At 61.7% G+C, this 16194-nt stretch carries 15 protein-coding genes; 5 read left to right on the top strand and 10 right to left on the bottom strand.

Features of this window, described 5'->3' with window-relative positions; translation table 11 throughout:
* Positions 1-9 precede the first annotated feature (9 nt).
* The 4 genes from BLU46_RS08780 to BLU46_RS08765 form a co-directional block, all read right to left on the bottom strand.
* A complete protein-coding gene (locus BLU46_RS08780; RefSeq protein WP_063032578.1) occupies positions 10-945 on the bottom strand; it encodes a LysR family transcriptional regulator in 936 nt (311 codons plus the stop codon).
* 137 nt (positions 946-1082) lie between these two features.
* Complete coding sequence (locus BLU46_RS08775) at positions 1083-2270, bottom strand: cyanate transporter (protein WP_093200721.1); 1188 nt, start codon at positions 2268-2270, stop codon at positions 1083-1085.
* Positions 2271-2502: 232 nt separating this feature from the next.
* Positions 2503-3945 carry an aldehyde dehydrogenase family protein gene (locus tag BLU46_RS08770; protein WP_093200718.1) on the bottom strand — a complete coding sequence of 481 codons (1443 nt, stop codon included), beginning with the start codon at positions 3943-3945 and terminating at the stop codon, positions 2503-2505.
* Entirely contained in the window at positions 3942-5567 is a 1626-nt protein-coding gene (locus tag BLU46_RS08765; protein ID WP_093200716.1) for a 5-guanidino-2-oxopentanoate decarboxylase, read from the bottom strand. Before BLU46_RS08765 ends, BLU46_RS08770 begins: the two co-directional genes overlap by 4 nt.
* Positions 5568-5678: 111 nt before the next feature.
* Between BLU46_RS08765 and BLU46_RS08760 the strand changes: the two genes are divergently transcribed.
* Positions 5679-6557 (top strand): LysR substrate-binding domain-containing protein, encoded by an 879-nt coding sequence (locus BLU46_RS08760; RefSeq protein ID WP_093200713.1) that lies wholly within the window; start codon positions 5679-5681, stop codon positions 6555-6557.
* A gap of 117 nt (positions 6558-6674) precedes the next feature.
* Here BLU46_RS08760 and BLU46_RS08755 read toward each other — a convergent pair whose 3' ends face one another.
* Together BLU46_RS08755 and BLU46_RS08750 are read right to left on the bottom strand one after the other, a co-directional pair.
* Entirely contained in the window at positions 6675-7289 is a 615-nt protein-coding gene (locus tag BLU46_RS08755) for an NAD(P)-dependent oxidoreductase (protein ID WP_093200710.1), read from the bottom strand.
* A 34-nt stretch (positions 7290-7323) separates the two neighbouring features.
* A complete protein-coding gene (locus tag BLU46_RS08750; protein ID WP_093200707.1) occupies positions 7324-8196 on the bottom strand; it encodes an MBL fold metallo-hydrolase in 873 nt (290 codons plus the stop codon).
* Positions 8197-8300: 104 nt separating this feature from the next.
* Here BLU46_RS08750 and BLU46_RS08745 point away from each other — a divergent pair, with 104 nt between their 5' ends.
* Together BLU46_RS08745 and BLU46_RS08740 are read left to right on the top strand one after the other, a co-directional pair.
* A complete protein-coding gene (locus tag BLU46_RS08745; protein ID WP_093200699.1) occupies positions 8301-9206 on the top strand; it encodes a LysR family transcriptional regulator in 906 nt (301 codons plus the stop codon).
* Positions 9207-9225: 19 nt separating this feature from the next.
* On the top strand, positions 9226-9483 hold the full coding sequence (locus tag BLU46_RS08740) for a hypothetical protein (protein ID WP_063032562.1): 258 nt from the start codon (positions 9226-9228) through the stop codon (positions 9481-9483).
* On the opposite strand, the gene BLU46_RS08735 is transcribed toward BLU46_RS08740, so the two are convergent.
* Positions 9467-10363 (bottom strand): helix-turn-helix domain-containing protein, encoded by an 897-nt coding sequence (locus tag BLU46_RS08735; RefSeq protein ID WP_063032560.1) that lies wholly within the window; start codon positions 10361-10363, stop codon positions 9467-9469. The genes BLU46_RS08740 and BLU46_RS08735 overlap by 17 nt on opposite strands.
* Positions 10364-10552: 189 nt before the next feature.
* On the opposite strand from BLU46_RS08735, the gene pobA reads away from it, so the two are divergent.
* Together pobA and BLU46_RS08725 are read left to right on the top strand one after the other, a co-directional pair.
* Positions 10553-11737 carry a 4-hydroxybenzoate 3-monooxygenase gene (gene pobA, locus BLU46_RS08730; RefSeq protein ID WP_172834580.1) on the top strand — a complete coding sequence of 395 codons (1185 nt, stop codon included), beginning with the start codon at positions 10553-10555 and terminating at the stop codon, positions 11735-11737.
* A gap of 73 nt (positions 11738-11810) precedes the next feature.
* Positions 11811-13322: an MDR family MFS transporter gene (locus BLU46_RS08725; RefSeq protein ID WP_093200692.1), complete on the top strand. Its 1512-nt coding sequence runs from the start codon at positions 11811-11813 to the stop codon at positions 13320-13322.
* An 819-nt stretch (positions 13323-14141) separates the two neighbouring features.
* Here BLU46_RS08725 and BLU46_RS08705 read toward each other — a convergent pair.
* Genes BLU46_RS08705 through BLU46_RS08695 form a run of 3 tightly spaced genes read right to left on the bottom strand, consistent with a single transcriptional unit; the run spans position 14142 to position 16178 of the window.
* Complete coding sequence (locus BLU46_RS08705; protein ID WP_093200680.1) at positions 14142-14981, bottom strand: cache domain-containing protein; 840 nt, start codon at positions 14979-14981, stop codon at positions 14142-14144.
* A gap of 55 nt (positions 14982-15036) precedes the next feature.
* The gene (gene cynS / locus BLU46_RS08700) at positions 15037-15507 is read right to left on the bottom strand and encodes a cyanase (RefSeq protein WP_003210659.1); all 471 of its coding nucleotides are present in this window, start codon (positions 15505-15507) and stop codon (positions 15037-15039) included.
* 29 nt (positions 15508-15536) lie between these two features.
* Positions 15537-16178, bottom strand: coding sequence for a carbonic anhydrase (locus BLU46_RS08695; RefSeq protein WP_063032552.1), 642 nt, complete (start codon positions 16176-16178; stop codon positions 15537-15539).
* Between the last annotated feature and the right edge of the window lie 16 nt (positions 16179-16194).

Genomic DNA, 16194 nt, shown 5'->3' with positions numbered 1-16194 from the left:
CACAGGGGGTCATAATAACCCCTGATCCGCACATACCTTCACCACTTGTTCCCTGAACCACGTGTTGGCGCTGTCCTGCGCGCTGTGTTCATTCCACTGCATATCCAGGGTAAACCCCGGCAAACCGTTCGGCGCTTCGCAATGGCCGAACACGTTCGTGTCTGCCAGCAGCTTCAGCACTCGACGGGGCAAGGTGACGATAAAGTCGGTGCCGGTGATCATCTTCAGCGCCGCGCTGTAGCTGTTGGCCCGGGCGATCACCTGGCGTTTGTGAGCCTGGCGCGCCAGCCAGCCATCGATCATGTTGGTGTCGGAACTCCAGGGCGTGGGGAACACATGGCGCCGGGCGACGAAGGATTGCAGGCTGAACGCCGGTTCCCGGGGCGCCGACTGTTTGTCGAACACGCACACCAGGTCGTCCTCCAGCAGCATCTGGGTCTTGATGTCCTTGTGCTCGCGATGAAAGTGCGGCCCGAAGCAGATCACCAAGTCCAGGCGCCCGTCGCGCAAGGCGTCGGCCGGGATCTCGGTTTCGAGCTTCTGCACATTGACGATCACCGGCAGGTCGGCGTGATCGAAGTTTTTCAGCAGGCGCGGCAGGATCAGTTGTTCGAAGTATTCGGGGGCGCAGACGTTGAAGGTCACGGCCTTCTGGGTGGGGTCGAAAGCCTGGCTGCCGGCATGGCAGAGGTTGATGCTTTCGAGGATTTTCTGCACATGCCCGTACATGGTGGCCGCTTTGTACGTAGGACGCATGCCCGCCCGGGTGTTGATAAACAACTCGTCTTCGAAGCTGGTGCGCAGCTTCTTCAGGCTGTAGCTCACGGTGGACTGGCTGACGAACAGGGTTTCGGAGACGTCGGTCACGCTGCTTTGGTCGTAAACAGCGACAAACACCATCAGGTCCTGCATATCGAGCTTTCTAAGCAAGTTGCTGTTTAGCATCCGTTCCGTCCGCAAGCGCTTTGTACCGAACTCGGTACAAGACAATACAAAATGTTAACGGAACGCTCGTACCAATAGAAAGCTCTGTCGGACCTTTCTATGTTTAAGGTGGGACAAATAATGTTTACAACACGACGTCAGCGAATATGCCGCGCGTAATACCGCGGGTCGAAGCGCAGCAGGATCAGCAACATCACCACGACGACGGCTGTCAATGACCACCAGGCCCACTCGAAGCTGCCCAGTTGGTCGCGGATCATCCCGGCAATCAGCGGCGACAAACCGGCGATCAAGTAGCCGATGCCCTGCACAAAGGCAGTCAGGCCGCCGGCGCGGCGTGGGTTGTCGAGGTGGTCGAGGGACAGGATCAGGCTCATCGGAAACAACCCGCCAATCCCCAGGCCCAGCAGGCACGGCCACAGTAGGCTCAGGTGTTGCGGGCTGAGGATCAGGCCGCAGAAGCCGGCGATGATCAGCACCAGCAGCACCGCGACCACGCCGCGCTTGTCTTGGCGGCGGTTGGCGATGGCCGGGGTGACCAGGCCGGAGACCACTTCCATGGCCGTCAGAAAGCCAAGCAACAGGCCGGCATTCTGCTCGCTCCAGCCCAACTCCACGTAGTACGGCGCCAGCCAGGCCAGCACGCAGGTATAGGCGGCGGTGCCGAGACCGAAAAAGATCGCCAGCAACCAGGCCCGGCGATTGCCGAAGAACGACTCCTGTGGGCCTGCGCCGGCTTGGGGCAGTGGCGGCAACACTGAGCGTTGGGCGTACCAGAACACCAGAGCCAACACGGCGAGAGCCGCCCAGATCGCCAGGCCAATGCGCCAACTGCCGGTTTGCACCTGGATGAACGGTGAGAACGAAGCAGCCAGGGCCGCGCCGCCCATGATCGCGGTGACGTACAGGCCCATGAACAGTGAAACGTTGTCGCTGAAGCGCGACTTGATCAAGGCGGGCATCAGCGCCTGGATCATCGCGATGCCTACGCCGGCGGCGATGGCGCTGAGGATCAGCTCAACCGCCGAGTCCAGGAACAACCGGGAGACGGTGGCCAGGCCGATCACCACCAGCGACAGCACAATACTGCGATGCTCGCCGAACCGCTTGGCCACGCCCATGCCAAAAAACATCGCCAGGCCCATGGCCATGACCGGCAGCATGGTCAACAGGGAGGCGGTGCTGAAACTCAGGGCCACATCGGCGCGAATCGACGACAACAACGGGCCGACGGCGGCCATCGACGGGCGCAGGTTGAGAGCGACCAGCACGACGCTGATCATCAGCCAAAGGGCGGTGGCGGGTGTTGCGCGGACGTTTTCCATGGGCGAGCCTTGAACTGACAAGCGCAGTATTAGGCCGGGCGAGGGGGAGGGGGGGCAAATGAGAAAGTCGTTGGGGCTATTGAAAAAATGCATCTGCTGACACGGCACAAATCAACAGGTAGGAGCTGGCTTGCCTGCGATAGCGGTGGGTCAGGCAACACATCTGTGTCTGATAGACCGCAATCGCAGGCAAGCCAGCTCCCACAGGGAACAGTGGTGCTCTTGAGTGTTTCTACACCGCCCGAATCACATGCTTGATCTCCTGAAACACCTGCAACCCCCACGGCCCCAGTTCTCGGCCGATGCTGCTCTGCTTGTAACCACCCCAGGCCGTTTGCGGGAAGATCACCTGCGGCGCGTTGATCCACACCAGGCCCACCTGCAACGCATTCGCTACCCGCTCAGCCGCTTCCAGGTTGCTGCTCAGCACGCTGGCCACCAGGCCAAACTCGCTGTCATTGGCCAGCGCCACCGCCTCGGCTTCACTGGTAAAGCTGCGCACGCACAGCACCGGGCCGAAGATTTCTTCGTTCCATAACGCGCTGTCCAGCGGCACTTCGGTAAACACCGTCGGGCGAATGAAATACCCGTGAGGCAAATCCACCGGGCGCCCGCCACCACACAGCAACTTCGCGCCGGCTTGCACCCCCCGCTCGATATGCCCCAGCACCCGCTGGTACTGCGCACGGTTGACCAGCGCGCCCATTTCCACGTCTTCGGCAAACGGGTCCGCCACGCGAATACTCTCGGCCCTGGCCTGCAAACGGGTCAGAAACTCGTCCGCCAATTCGTCGGCTACCAACACCCGGCTGGTGGCGGAACACATCTGCCCGGCGTTGAAGAAGCCACCGCCGCAGGCCAGTTCCACGGCCAGGTCGAGGTCGGCGTCCGCCAACACCAGCAACGAGGATTTGCCGCCCAACTCCAGGCTCACACCCTTGACCGTCTCTGCAGAGCGTTGCATCACCTGCACGCCCACGGCGTTGCTACCGGTAAAGGAGATTTTCGCGATCCGTGGGTCAGCCGCCATGGGTGCTCCCACTGCCAGGCCAGTGCCGCAGACCAAGTTGAACACGCCGGCGGGCAGTCCCACCGAAGCGATGATCCTGGCCAGTTCCAGCTCCGCCAACGGTGTCACTTCCGAAGGCTTGAGCACCACGCAGCAACCGGCCGCCAGCGCTGGGGCGAGTTTCCAGGCGGTGGTGACCATCGGGAAATTCCACGGCACGATCAGGCCCACCACGCCGCAGGGTTCACGGCGTACGCGGGCGCTGAAATCCTCAGTGGGCAGTGCCACCGGACGATCTTGGCTGGCATCCATTTCGTCGGCCACACCGGCGTAATACTCAAACGTGGCGATCACGTCGTCCACATCAATCCCGGCCTCAAACAGCGGCTTGCCGTTGTTGCTCGATTGCAGGTGCATCAGGTGTTCACGCTGGGCGCTCACGCCCTCGGCGATCTTGCGCAGCAGTGCCGCGCGGTCGCGCCCGGTGCTTTTCGACCAGTCCGGGAATGCAGCGCTGGCGGCACCGACGGCCTCGCTCACCGCACTTGCATCACCTAGGTTCACTTGAGCCAGCGTGGCCTCGGTCGCCGGGTTGATCACGTCCAGCACGTCATGGCCCGCACGCCAAACACCGTTGATGTACAGCCCGTTCAATACCGCGCTCATACCGCCACCTCCTTCATCCAAAGCCCTTGGTCGATTTCAATCAGCGTCGGGCCTTGGCGATCAGTGGCGGCGCGCAATGCGCTGCGTAATTCCTCAACACCCTGGATGCGCTGGGCAGCAGCGCCAAGGGCCTTGGCCACGCCGATAAAGTCCGGGGTATAGATGTCCACGCCCACCGGCTCGATGGCGCGGTTGACCATGTATTTCTTGATCTCCTCATAACCCTGGTTATTCCACAGCAACACGATCACCGGCGTGCGCGCTTCCACGGCGCTGGCCAGTTCCGGCAAGGTGAATTGCAGGCCGCCATCGCCGATCAGGCACACCACCGGCGCGCCGTTGCCGCGCCCCAGCCAGGCACCGATGGCCGCCGGCAAGGCGTAGCCGAGGGTGCCGTAGCCGGTGGAGGAGTTGAACCAGCGACGCGGGTGGTCGAGGTTCAGGGTCAGGTTGCCGGTGTACACCGGTTGGGTGGAGTCGCCTACCAGTACGGCGTCGGGCAGTTCGTCCAGGACGGTGTTGAGGAACAGGGTTTGCGCGCGGGCGGCGGCGTCCCAGGTGGGTTCCAGTTCGCTCCATAGGCGCGCGACGCGGTGGGCGCCCCAGTCGCTGTCCCGGGCGGCCAGGGACTTGTTGCCCAGTTCGGCAAGCAATGCCTGCGCAGCGATTTGCGCGTCAGCCACCAGCGCGACCTGCGGCGGGTAATTGCGCACGGTCTGGTCGGAATCGATGTCGATGCGCAGCAGGGCGCCGGGAATGTCGAAACCGCCGGCGAAGGTCACGTCGTAGTCGGTCTCTGCCAGCTCAGTACCGATCGCCAGTACCACGTCCGCCTCGGCCACCAGGGCGCGGGTGGCGACCAGGGTTTGGGTCGAGCCGATCAGCAGTGGATGGTTGGAGGCCAGCATGCCCTTGGCATTAATGGTCAGCGCCACTGGCGCGCCGAGGGCTTCAGCCAGTTGCGTCAACTCGGGCGCTGCTTCGATGGCGCCACCACCGGCGAGAATCAGCGGGCGTTTCGCCGCCGCCAGCAACTGGCTCATCTGCTTGACCGCCGACGGCGCAGCACCGGCGCGGGAAACACTGATGGGCTCGCTGCCGAGCAATGCGTCGGCGTTTTCCACCAGCACATCCAGCGGGATTTCGATATGCACCGGGCGCGGTCGCCCGGCCTGGAACAGTGCAAACGCGCGGGCCAACACACCGGGTAATTCGGCCGCCGACATCAAGGTATGAGAGAACGCCGCCACGCCCGCGATCATCGCGCTTTGGTTCGGCAGCTCATGCAGCTTGCCGCGCCCGCCGCCCAGTTGGCTGCGGGACTGCACGCTGGAAATCACCAGCATCGGGATCGAGTCGGCGTAGGCCTGGCCCATGGCGGTGGTGATATTGGTCATGCCGGGGCCAGTGATGATGAAGCACACGCCAGGCTTGCCACTGGTGCGCGCATAGCCGTCGGCCATGAAGCCGGCGCCCTGTTCGTGGCGCGGGGTGACGTGGCGGATGCTTGAGCGCGCCAGGCCCCGGTAGAGTTCCACGGTGTGCACGCCGGGGATGCCGAACACCTGGTCCACGCCGTAGCCTTCCAGCAGGTTGACCAATACTTCGCCGCAGGTCGCCATTGTCGTCGCTCTTATTGTTGATAAAGGCCCGTATTGGAACGGCTGGCCCGTAGCGGCAACAATCGATAAAAAGTCATACTAGCCATGTCCTCACGTCATGGCTGCGCCCTTATGAAACGCCTTCCGCCCTTGCCGGCCTTGCACACCTTTTGGGTCACGGCCCAGTGCTGCAACTTCACCCGAGCCGCCGAGCAATTGCACATCACCCAGGGGGCGGTGAGCCGGCAGATTGCCGGGCTGGAAAGTCATCTGGGCTATGCGCTGTTCCAGCGCCAGGCCCGTGGCTTGAGCCTGACCGAAGAGGGCCGCGAATGGTCGCTGCGGGCGCAGCAGGTGTTCGGCCTGATCGGCGAGGCGGTGGAACAGATCGGCACCCGCCGCGAGACCTTGCAGCTCAAGGCTTCCACCTGCGTGATGCGCTGGTTGTTACCGCGCCTGATGCAGTGGCAGCAAGAGCGTCCGGACGTGCCGGTGGAACTGACCACCACCGTGGCCTACACCGTCGACTTCCGCCGTGAACAGTTCGATGCCGCGGTGATCTACGCGCCGATTGCCGAGCAGTCGGCTCAGGCCCTGCATCTGTTTGATGAGCGTCTGACACCGGTGTGCTCGCCGGCCTTGCTCGGTGGTTTGCACACGCCCGCCGACTTGCAGCAACAGGTGCTGTTGCACCCTACGCGGGATGAACGGGATTGGGCATTGTGGTTGAAGGCAGCGAATACACGCTTGAGCAATCTTGCCCAGGGGCATCATTTTGAAACGCTGGATCTGGCGATGACGGTGGCGTCCCAAGGCTCGGGCGTGGCGATTGGCGACAGCGCGCTGATTGGCGAGGATCTCAAGGCGGGGCGGTTGGCGACACCGTTTGAACTGCGGGTGTCGACGGGGATGGGGTATTACCTGGTGTACCCGCCGGGGACTGAGCCCTCGGCGGGGTTGGAGCAGCTTATGGATTGGTTGGTGAGCCAGGCGCAGTCGCCGTCACAATGAAGATCAAAATGTGGGAGCGGGCTTGCTCGCGAAGGCGCTGGGTCAGCCAATACATCTGTTGACTGACACACCGCATTCGCGAGCAAGCCCGCTCCCACATTTTAGTGTGCGTCAGCCTTAGTAACCGGCCGTAAACCGCTGGCGCGAATGCTTCGGCATTTCCACTTCATCAATCAGCGCAATCGCAAAGTCGGCAAAGCTGATCCAGCTGCGGCCTTCGCTGCTCACCAGCAATTCATCCTGGCCCAGGCGGAATTTTCCGGTGCGTGCGGTCTCGACGAACTCCGCCGAAGGCGACAGGAAGGTCCAGTCCAGGTCTTTTTCCTGGCGCAGGGTGTGGAGGAAGGCACTGCCGGCGCTGGCTTCGGCTTTGTATTCTTCCGGGAAGCCCGGGCTGTCGATCACTCGGCTGCCGCCTGGCAACAGCAGCGAACCGGCACCGCCCACCACCAGCAGGCGCTTCACGCCGGCTTTTTTCACCGGGTTGATCACCGCTTCCGCAGGCAGGGTGGCGAAGTGCGCCGCGCTGATCACCACGTCGTTGCCGCGGATGGCCTGTTCCAGCGCCTGGGCATCCAGTGCATCCACTTGTTTGACGGTGACCCCAGGGCGCACGCCAATCTTGTCGGTATTGCGAGCGATGGCCGTGACGGTGTGCCCGCGACGCAGCGCTTCTTCCAGCAGTTGGCTACCGGCACGACCGGTGGCACCAATGATTGCGATCTTGCTCATGACGTTCTCCAGTACGGTTAAGGGGTGAATCAACTCACCACTGCATTTCGCCCTTGGCGACTTTGGCGCCCAATTCCAGGGTGCTTTCGTCGCCCAGGTTCGGGTAACGCTTTTTCATCGCCGCGATCAGGGCGGCGGAGTCCTTGGCCTTGGCGGTTTCTTCGTCAAACGCCTTGATGTAGTCGGCGGTGAACGCTACGGATTTGAGCGACGGTGTCCCCAGGTAGTGACCCGGAATCACGGTGTGCGGTTTCAAGTCCTGGATACGTTGCAGGGTTGCCAGCCAATCGGTGTGGGACTTCGCGGTCTGCGTATCGGCCATCCACACATGAATGTTCTCGGAGACCACCACACCACCCACCACGGCCTTGATCGACGGGATCCACACAAAGGTGCGGTCCGGCTGCGGCCCGTCCAGACCGATCACTTCCAGTTGCTTGCCTTCGAGGGTCAGGCTGTGGCCTTCAAGTACCTGGGGGATGACGGCTTTGGCTGGCTTGTCGGCCCCCAGTTTCGGGCCCCAGAACGCCAGTTTGTGTTCAACGGTGGCCTTGATATGGTCCACCACCGGCTGCGGCGCCACGACTTTGGCCTGGGGGAACGCGGCGGTCAGGGTGTCGAGGCCGAAGTAGTAGTCCGGGTCACCGTGGCTGATGTAGATGGTAGTCAGGCGCTTGCCGCTGGCGCGGATTTTTTGCACCAGTTGCTCGGCCTGGGTCTTGCCGAATTGGGCGTCCACCAGGATCGCGTCTTTGTCGCCACTGACCAGTACCGAAGTGACCGGCATCATCGCGGTCTCGCCCGGGTTGTAGGCATCCAGGGTCAGGTCGGCAGCCGTGGCGTGGGCGGCGAAGGCCAGGGTGGCGGCGGCCAGGGCCACGCGCTTGAGCGGGGAGAATCCAAACATGTGCTGCTCCAGTCATCGGTAAGGTGTGGACAGAGCTTAGTTGCACCAAACGCTACAAAAAATGCGATGCTTGGACATAGTTTGTTTCTAAAATCGGGCAAATCATGGATCGTCTTCAAGCAATGCGCGTGTTTGTGACCGTGGTGGACTTGGGCAGCCAGTCTGCAGCGGCCGACCACCTGGACCTTTCTCGCCCGGTGGTGTCGCGCTACCTGGCGGAGCTGGAAGACTGGGTCGGCGCGCGCCTGATGCACCGCACCACCCGCAAGCTCAGCCTGACCGCCGCCGGCAGCGAAACCTTGCCCCGTTGCCGGCAGATGCTGGAATTGTGCAGCGACATGCAGGCCGCCGTCAGCGAACCGGACGAAGCGCCCCGTGGCCTGCTGCGCCTGAGTGTCAGCACTTCCTTCGGCCAGGCGCAGCTGGCCGATGCCATGGCCGAATACGTCAAGCGCTACCCGCTGGTGAGCATCGACATGCAGATGCTCGATCGCACGGTGAACCTGGTGGACGAACGCATCGACCTGGCGATCCGCACCAGCTTTGAACTGGACCCCAACCTGATCGCCCGCCGCCTCACGTTGTGCCGTTCGGTGATCTGCGCTTCGCCCGCTTACCTGCTGGAGCACCCGCAGCCCCGGCGGGTCCAGGACCTGGCTCGGCACAATTGCCTGACCCACTCCTACTTCGGCAAAAGCCTGTGGCACTTCGTGGAAAACGGCGAGCCGGTGTCTGTACCGGTGCAGGGCAATATCAGTGCGAATGAGGCGAGCACCTTATTGCGGGTGACGCTGGCGGGGGCAGGGGTGTCGCGGCTGCCGAGTTATCAGGCGGGCGACTACATCCGCAGTGGCGAGTTGATCCGCTTGTTGCCCGAGGCCGAGCCGCAGCAGATGAACATCTACGCGGTGTACGCTTCGCGCAAGCATATGCCGGCGGCGCTGCGCAGCTTGCTGGACTTCTTGGTACTGAGGTTTCCGGAAGAGCCGGTGTGGGACGTCGGTCTCTAAGCCGACATAAACAGGTTGAATGTCGCCCGATAATGGCGACTTGCCTCAGCTGACCTATGCTTATCAAAGCACCTTCTTGATCCGGTCAGAGGTCAGCATCATGTCGATCAAAACAAGAAAGTACCTGATGATTTTCACCCTGTGCGCCGCCGCCACAGCGCTCTATGGCACTGCCGCCTACCGCGTCGAACAGACCCGCATGCAGCCGGGCTTCGCCTCCAGCTGCAATCATGGTCAATGCGTTGGCCACATGGCCGCCTTCAGTTCGCTTCGCTAGCGTCCTGGTCGGTTTTCAATTGCTCCCGAAACGCCTTCGGGGAGAACCCGACGCGTCGGCGAAACAGCCGTGAGAAGTTGGTCGGATCGGAGAAGCCCAAAACCTCCGACATCTCATTGATGGTCATGCTGGTGTAAGTCAGCAGACGCTTGGCTTCCAGCAACTGGCGGTCGTGCATGATCTGCAACGCGGGCTGCCCGCCCAACTCCCGACATGTACCGTTCAGGTGTGAGACCGAGATCCCAAGCTTGTGGGCCAGGTCTTCGATTTTCGGGTGTTCGCGATAGTGCTGCTCCACCAACTGGGTGAACCGACGGAAGTATTCGCGGCCCCTTGGCGCCCGTGGATGCCGGCGCTGAATGGCCTGGCGGCTGATCCACACCAGCAGTACGCTGACCAGCGCGTGCATCATCATATCCCGCGCCGGTTGATCGCTGGCGTACTCGTCCTGCAAGCGCGCAAAGAGGCTGTTGAGGTAGTCACTGTCGTTGCCGGCGGGATAGCTGCCCAAGGCGTTCAGGCCATCCAGCGCCGCGCCCAGTTGCCCTTGCAAATGCGCCATCAGCGGCGCCGCCAGGGTGACCACAAAGCCTTCGACGTCTTCGGAAAACCGAAACCCATGCACGCATAACGGCGGCAGTACCTGCAGCGTCGATTCGTTCAGGGTGCTGCGCTGGCCTTCGATCTCCAGCTGCGCCTGGCCCTTGTGCACGTACAACAACTGGCACAAGTCCGCGTGCCGGTGGGGCTGGATTTCCCACTGGTACTCACGGCTGCGCCGGGAGATGGTTTCACAGTGCAACAAATCCGGAGTCGGCCATTGCTGGCTCTCACCGTAGAGCTTGAACACTGGAATCGCGGCACTGGCAGTTTTGGTCATGGCTTCATCCGATACTTCGGGAGAGTTGTGCGGTAATCGCCCCAATTGGCGAAAAGCGCAGCTTTGGGCTCAGTTTTCACCTTCTTATGCCGGGCACTCAAGTGAAAAATGCCAGCAACAACATCAATGACAACTCTTTCACCGAATACGTTCGGGTGAAGCTTGCGGGCCATAAAAATAATGAAAACGCTGAAAACCCAAGTCGCGATCATCGGCGCCGGCCCGTCGGGGCTGCTGCTCGGTCAACTGCTGCACAACGCCGGGATTGAAACCCTTATTCTTGAGCGCCAGACGCCGGATTACGTGCAAGGTCGCATCCGTGCCGGGGTGCTGGAACAGGGCATGATCGACCTGTTGCGCCAGGCCGGCGTCAGTGCGCGAATGGACGTCGAAGGCCTGGTGCATGAGGGCTTTGAGCTGGCACTGAACGGACAGCTGACCCACATCGACCTCAAGGCGCTGACCGGCGGCAAGACGGTGATGATCTACGGTCAGACCGAAGTCACACGCGACCTGATGGCCGCGCGCCAGGCCAGCGGTGCCACTACTCTGTACGCAGCCAGCAATGTACAGCCCCATGACTTGAAAAGCGCAGAGCCGTGGCTGAGCTTCGAGCATGCAGGCGAGCAGTACCGGCTGAACTGCGATTACATCGCCGGCTGTGACGGTTTCCACGGTGTGGCGCGTCAGTCGATTCCCTCTGAGGCGCTGAAAATCTTTGAACGGGTGTATCCGTTCGGTTGGCTTGGCATTCTCGCCGACACGCCGCCGATCCACGAGGAACTGGTGTACGCCAAGCACGAGCGCGGCTTTGCCCTGTGCAGCATGCGTTCACCGACCCGCAGCCGCTATTACCTGCAAGTGCCGGCCGATGAGTCGGTCGACGACTGGTCCGACGAGCGCTTCTGGGATGAACTGAAAACCCGTTTGCCTCAGGCACTCACCGAGCAACTGGTGACAGGCCCGTCCATCGAAAAGAGCATCGCGCCACTGCGCAGCTTTGTGGTGGAACCGATGCAATACGGACGCCTGTTCCTGCTGGGGGACGCCGCCCACATCGTGCCGCCCACCGGCGCCAAGGGCTTGAACCTGGCGGCCAGTGATGTCAGCACCTTGTTCAATATCCTGCTCAAGGTGTACCGCGAGGGCAGGGTGGAGTTACTGGAGAAATACTCACAGATTTGCCTGCGGCGGATCTGGAAGGCCGAACGGTTTTCCTGGTGGATGACCTCGATGTTGCACCAATTCCCGGAGGCGGACGGCTTCAGCCAGCGCATCGCCCAGAGCGAATTGGAGTACTTCGTCGACTCCGAAGCCGGGCGTAAAACCATTGCAGAAAATTACGTCGGACTTCCTTACGAGACTATCGAATAGCCAGCTATCTAGTACACTGACGAGCATTCCCGCGGGCTTCCTTTTCCCGCGGGCCTTGCTCGCAGGTTCTGCCGTGACCAACCTCAATCAGCCCGCCACACCAGCTGTTCGCAGTGTCCTTGTCGCCTTGATGATGGCGATCTTTCTCGGGGCCCTGGACCAGACCATCGTCGCCGTCTCCATGCCGGCGATTTCCGCCCAGTTCCATGACGTCAACCTGCTGGCCTGGGTGATCTCCGGCTATATGGTGGCGATGACCGTGGCAGTGCCGATCTACGGCAAGCTCGGCGACCTGTACGGGCGCCGGCCGATGATGTTGATCGGCATGGGCCTGTTCACCATCGCCTCGCTGTTTTGCGGCATGGCCCAGAGCATGGAGCAGCTGGTACTGGCGCGGATCCTCCAGGGCATTGGTGCCGGCGGGATGATTTCGGTCAGCCAGGCGATTATCGGCGACATCATTCCGCCCCGTGAGCGTGGGCGTTACCAGGGTTACTTCAGCAGCATGTACGCGGTAGCGAGCGTGGCCGGCCCGGTGTTGGGCGGTTACATGACCGAGTACCTGTCGTGGCGCTGGGTGTTCCTGATCAACCTTCCATTGGGCGCGGGCGCCTGGTGGGTGGCCCATCGCACATTGGTAGGGCTGCCGGTGCCGCAGCGCAAGCCGGTGATCGACTATCTCGGCACTGTGCTGATGATTGTCGGTTTGACGGCGCTGTTGCTGGGCATCACCGAAATCGGCCAGGGTCATCATTGGCGCGACGATGAAGTGCTAGGGTTGTTGGCCTGCGCTCTGGTGGCGTTGACGGTGTTTGTGTGGCACGAACGCCGGGCGCGGGAGCCGTTGTTGCCGATGCACTTGTTTGCCAACCGCAGTGCGGTGTTGTGCTGGTGCACGATTTTCTTTACCAGTTTCCAGGCGATTTCCCTGACGGTGTTGATGCCGCTGCGCTACCAGACCGTGACCGGTTCCGGTGCCGACAGCGCCGCTTTGCACTTGCTGCCGCTGGCGATGGGTTTGCCGATGGGGGCGTATTTTGCCGGGCGTATGACTTCGGTCACTGGACGCTATAAGCCGATGATTCTGATTGGCGCTTTCCTGAGTCCGATCGCGATTCTCGGCATGGCCCTCAGTGCGCCGCAGGCTGTGGCAGTGACCAGTTTGTTTATGTTGCTGTGTGGGATTGCCGCCGGGATGCAGTTTCCGACGTCGCTGGTGGGCACGCAAAATTCGGTGGAACAGCGGGATATTGGGGTGGCGACCAGTACGACGAATCTGTTTCGTTCCTTGGGTGGGGCGGTCGGGGTGGCATGCATGTCGGCGCTGTTGCTGGCGTTGTTGCAGGACTCCAGTTTTGCGCACCTGGCCAGTGGGGCGTTGGTGGCTGAGGGGAGTTCCGGGAATGTGTTGCTGGATGGGTTGAATGCGGCGCCTGGGCCGGCGCAGGATGCCTTGCGGGGGGAGTTGCTGATTACCTTTCGGCATTTGCTGATGGTCAGTGCCGGGGTTTCGTTGTTGGGGTTGGCGGCGGCGATTGCCATGCCTAATCGGGTGTTGCGGGGGCGGGAAGACAAGGCCCGGTAGTTCTGGGTTTGTTTTGTTTTGTGTACATATCCGTTGCTGCGGTAACGGCGGCTTATGGTTCCGCTCTTACAGCGGGTCACTTTTGGCAAACGCCCCAAAAGTAACCAAAAGGTCTCTGCCCCACCACTCGGTGCCTCGCCTAGGCTCGGCATGCCCGCACTCCGGCCCGGCTCCGCGGGCCGCCGCGATGGGCCATCCCTGGCCCAGCGCGGCTAAACCGGCGTCCTGCCGGTTTACCCGCTCCACCGTGCCTACTTGCGGCCATCGTGGTTGACGGGGCCCGCAGATCAAAATCAAAAGCAACATCAAGATCAAAGGCACGCAGCCTCGCTGGTGCTCGACAGCTGCTACGGGCGGGGTGGCGCTGCTTTTCTGTGGGAGCTGGCTTGCCTGCGATGCAGACAACTCGGTACATCAGGTACACCCAGTTGATGCTATCGCAGGCAAGCCAGCTCCCACATTTGACCGTGCCCGCTTTAGCTTTTGATTTTGCTCTTCAACACTCAAGCCGGCCGGTAGGCCGCTGTGCTCTAGATCTGCTTTTGATCTTGATCTTAGGCGCCCCGTTAAACCACGCTGGCCGAACGCAGGCTTTGGAGCGTGGGTAACCCGGCAGGACGCCGGGTTAGCCGCGCTGGGCCAAGGATGGCCCATCGCGGCGGCCCACGGTCCAAAGCCGGAGTGAGGGCACACCGAGCCTGGGCGAGGTGCCGAGTGGTGGGGCAAGAGCGTTTTGCTTACTTTTGCGCTCTTCAAAAGTGAGCCGCTGTAAGAGCGGAACCCTAGGCGGCCGTTACCTAAATAACGGATATACACGCCTCAAGGACTGTAATACCCCACAGCCACCATGAGATGCCCGGTTTTGCGCAAGTACGCATGCTTGTTCTCGACCTTCCCCGTCACCGGATTTTTCCAGCGGTATCGATATTCCCCCTGATCCTGCTCGGCCATGACCGCCAGGATCGGCTCGCCCACTGGCTTCCCGTCGGGGTCCTTGATCTTGCTGAAATCCGTATTCACCAGCCGCGGAGTCGTACCATGGGCCACATAACGGTGGGTGTCGAGATCAACCACAAACACATACAAATCGTCTTGCAGAAAACCACCCTGCATGGTGTTGATCGCCTTGAGCGTCCCGGCCGGGTCCTTCTCCAACGCCTTGACCGCCTTGTCCCGCAAAGACTTCGCATGTTCCGGCGTGGCTCTTGGCAAGTAGTAGCCAACGGCCAAAATCCGCTGCCCAACACGCTGGTAATACACATGCTTGCGCTCCACCTTACCGTCATTCCAATTCTGCCAACGGTAATCGGCCTGCTGAATGCCACTGCCTTCAGGCACCGCCAACGCATCCTTGAACGACTTGTTCAAATCCGGCCCCAGCACCTCGGAAACATTGCGCCCGATCAACGCAGAAGAGGGCCCGCCACTTGCCAGCAGCACGCCCTTGGTGTTGACCACGAACACATAACGGTCCTGATCGACGAATTCACCCTGTCGGCTGAACGCCGCAAAGGCTTTGTCGCCATTGCTCTGGTAATACGCCAAGGCCTTTTCCAACAAGGCCTTGGCGGCTTGGGCATCCGCCTCCTCAGCGGTGGCGGCGTGCACCTGGCCAAAACACAACAGCAGCAGCCAGGTGGCTCGGAGCATTGCCTTCATTACCCGTTCCTCGTTCTTGTTGGTGTGCCAAGAGCGTAGACGGTTTACCGGAAAATCAGAACGGTTTGGTCGGCAGGTATTTGCCATCCAGGGTGATCACCGCGCGCGAGCCGCCGTCCGGGTCTTCGACCTTCTTGATGTCCAGCTTGAAGTTGATCGCGCTGATGATGCCGTCGCCAAACTGCTCGTGCACCAGGGCCTTGAGGGTCGAGCCGTAGACCTGCAGCATTTCATAGAAGCGGTACATGGTCGGGTCCGTCGGCACACCGCCGGGGAAGCTGCCACGCAGGGGCACGGTTTGCAGCAGGCGGCTGGCGTCCTGGTCGAGACCGAGCTTGTCGCAGACCACATCGGCAGCGTCTTTCGGCAGTGGATGCTGGCCGAGCAGGGCGGCGGTGACGAACGCCAGGCTCAGGCCGGTGCCGTCGGTGAGGTCCTGCCACGACAGATTCTTGCGCGCCTTGATGTCGATGACGGTGTCGGCCAGGGCCAGGCGTGGGGATTGGGCGAATTGGGATTGCAACATGATGATTTCCTCTTGGGGTTGAATAAGGTTCAGGCGGCGTGGGCGCGGGTGGTGGGGTGGTCGAGTAGGGACACGAAGCGCCCGCTGCGGCCATCCAAGGCGTCGATGCCGCCGCTTTCGATGTCGTAGACCCAGCCGTGCAGGCTCAGCCGGCCTTGTTCCAGGGCCAGGGCCACGGAAGGGTGGGTCTTGAGGTTGGCCAGTTGGGCGACCACGTTTTCCCGCACCAGTGAGTTCAGCCGGTCGGCATCGGAGGCGTGAGTACGGGCGGCGTTGATCACCTTGGCCGACTCGGCATGGCGCAGCCAGTTGGCCACGGCGGGCAAGTGATCAAGGCATTTGCAGGTGGAAATGGCGGTCATGGCGCCGCAGTCGGAGTGGCCGCAGATCACAATGTCGCTGACGCCGAGAACGGCTACCGCGTATTCGACGGTGGCCGACACGCCTCCGGGCTCTGGTCCGTAGGACGGCACGATGTTGCCGGCATTGCGGATCACAAACAGATCCCCGGGTTCCTGCTGGGTCAACAGCTCCGGGACTACGCGGCTGTCGGAACAGGACACGAACAGCGTGCCGGGGTTCTGTGTGGTCGCCAGGTGTTTGAACAGATCGCTGCGTTGGGTGAAGGCTTCACCCTGGAACTTGCGGAAGCCGTCGATGAGGTCTTGCATGGTGGTTCTCCTTGCG

It is taken from the genome of Pseudomonas yamanorum, assembly GCF_900105735.1.
GTDB lineage: Bacteria > Pseudomonadota > Gammaproteobacteria > Pseudomonadales > Pseudomonadaceae > Aquipseudomonas > Aquipseudomonas yamanorum.
This window is presented reverse-complemented; position numbering and strand designations above follow the sequence as displayed.

Coding starts and splice junctions, on each gene's coding strand:
- BLU46_RS08770 (WP_093200718.1), bottom strand. CDS start 3,945: ATGAGCGCGGTATTGAACGGGCTGTACATCAACGGTGTTTGGCGTGCG.
- BLU46_RS08695 (WP_063032552.1), bottom strand. CDS start 16,178: ATGCAAGACCTCATCGACGGCTTCCGCAAGTTCCAGGGTGAAGCCTTC.
- BLU46_RS08760 (WP_093200713.1), top strand. CDS start 5,679: ATGAAACGCCTTCCGCCCTTGCCGGCCTTGCACACCTTTTGGGTCACG.
- cynS (WP_003210659.1), bottom strand. CDS start 15,507: ATGTTGCAATCCCAATTCGCCCAATCCCCACGCCTGGCCCTGGCCGAC.
- BLU46_RS08765 (WP_093200716.1), bottom strand. CDS start 5,567: ATGGCGACCTGCGGCGAAGTATTGGTCAACCTGCTGGAAGGCTACGGC.
- BLU46_RS08705 (WP_093200680.1), bottom strand. CDS start 14,981: ATGAAGGCAATGCTCCGAGCCACCTGGCTGCTGCTGTTGTGTTTTGGC.
- BLU46_RS08780 (WP_063032578.1), bottom strand. CDS start 945: ATGCTAAACAGCAACTTGCTTAGAAAGCTCGATATGCAGGACCTGATG.
- BLU46_RS08775 (WP_093200721.1), bottom strand. CDS start 2,270: ATGGAAAACGTCCGCGCAACACCCGCCACCGCCCTTTGGCTGATGATC.
- BLU46_RS08745 (WP_093200699.1), top strand. CDS start 8,301: ATGGATCGTCTTCAAGCAATGCGCGTGTTTGTGACCGTGGTGGACTTG.
- BLU46_RS08755 (WP_093200710.1), bottom strand. CDS start 7,289: ATGAGCAAGATCGCAATCATTGGTGCCACCGGTCGTGCCGGTAGCCAA.
- BLU46_RS08740 (WP_063032562.1), top strand. CDS start 9,226: ATGTCGCCCGATAATGGCGACTTGCCTCAGCTGACCTATGCTTATCAA.
- BLU46_RS08735 (WP_063032560.1), bottom strand. CDS start 10,363: ATGACCAAAACTGCCAGTGCCGCGATTCCAGTGTTCAAGCTCTACGGT.
- BLU46_RS08750 (WP_093200707.1), bottom strand. CDS start 8,196: ATGTTTGGATTCTCCCCGCTCAAGCGCGTGGCCCTGGCCGCCGCCACC.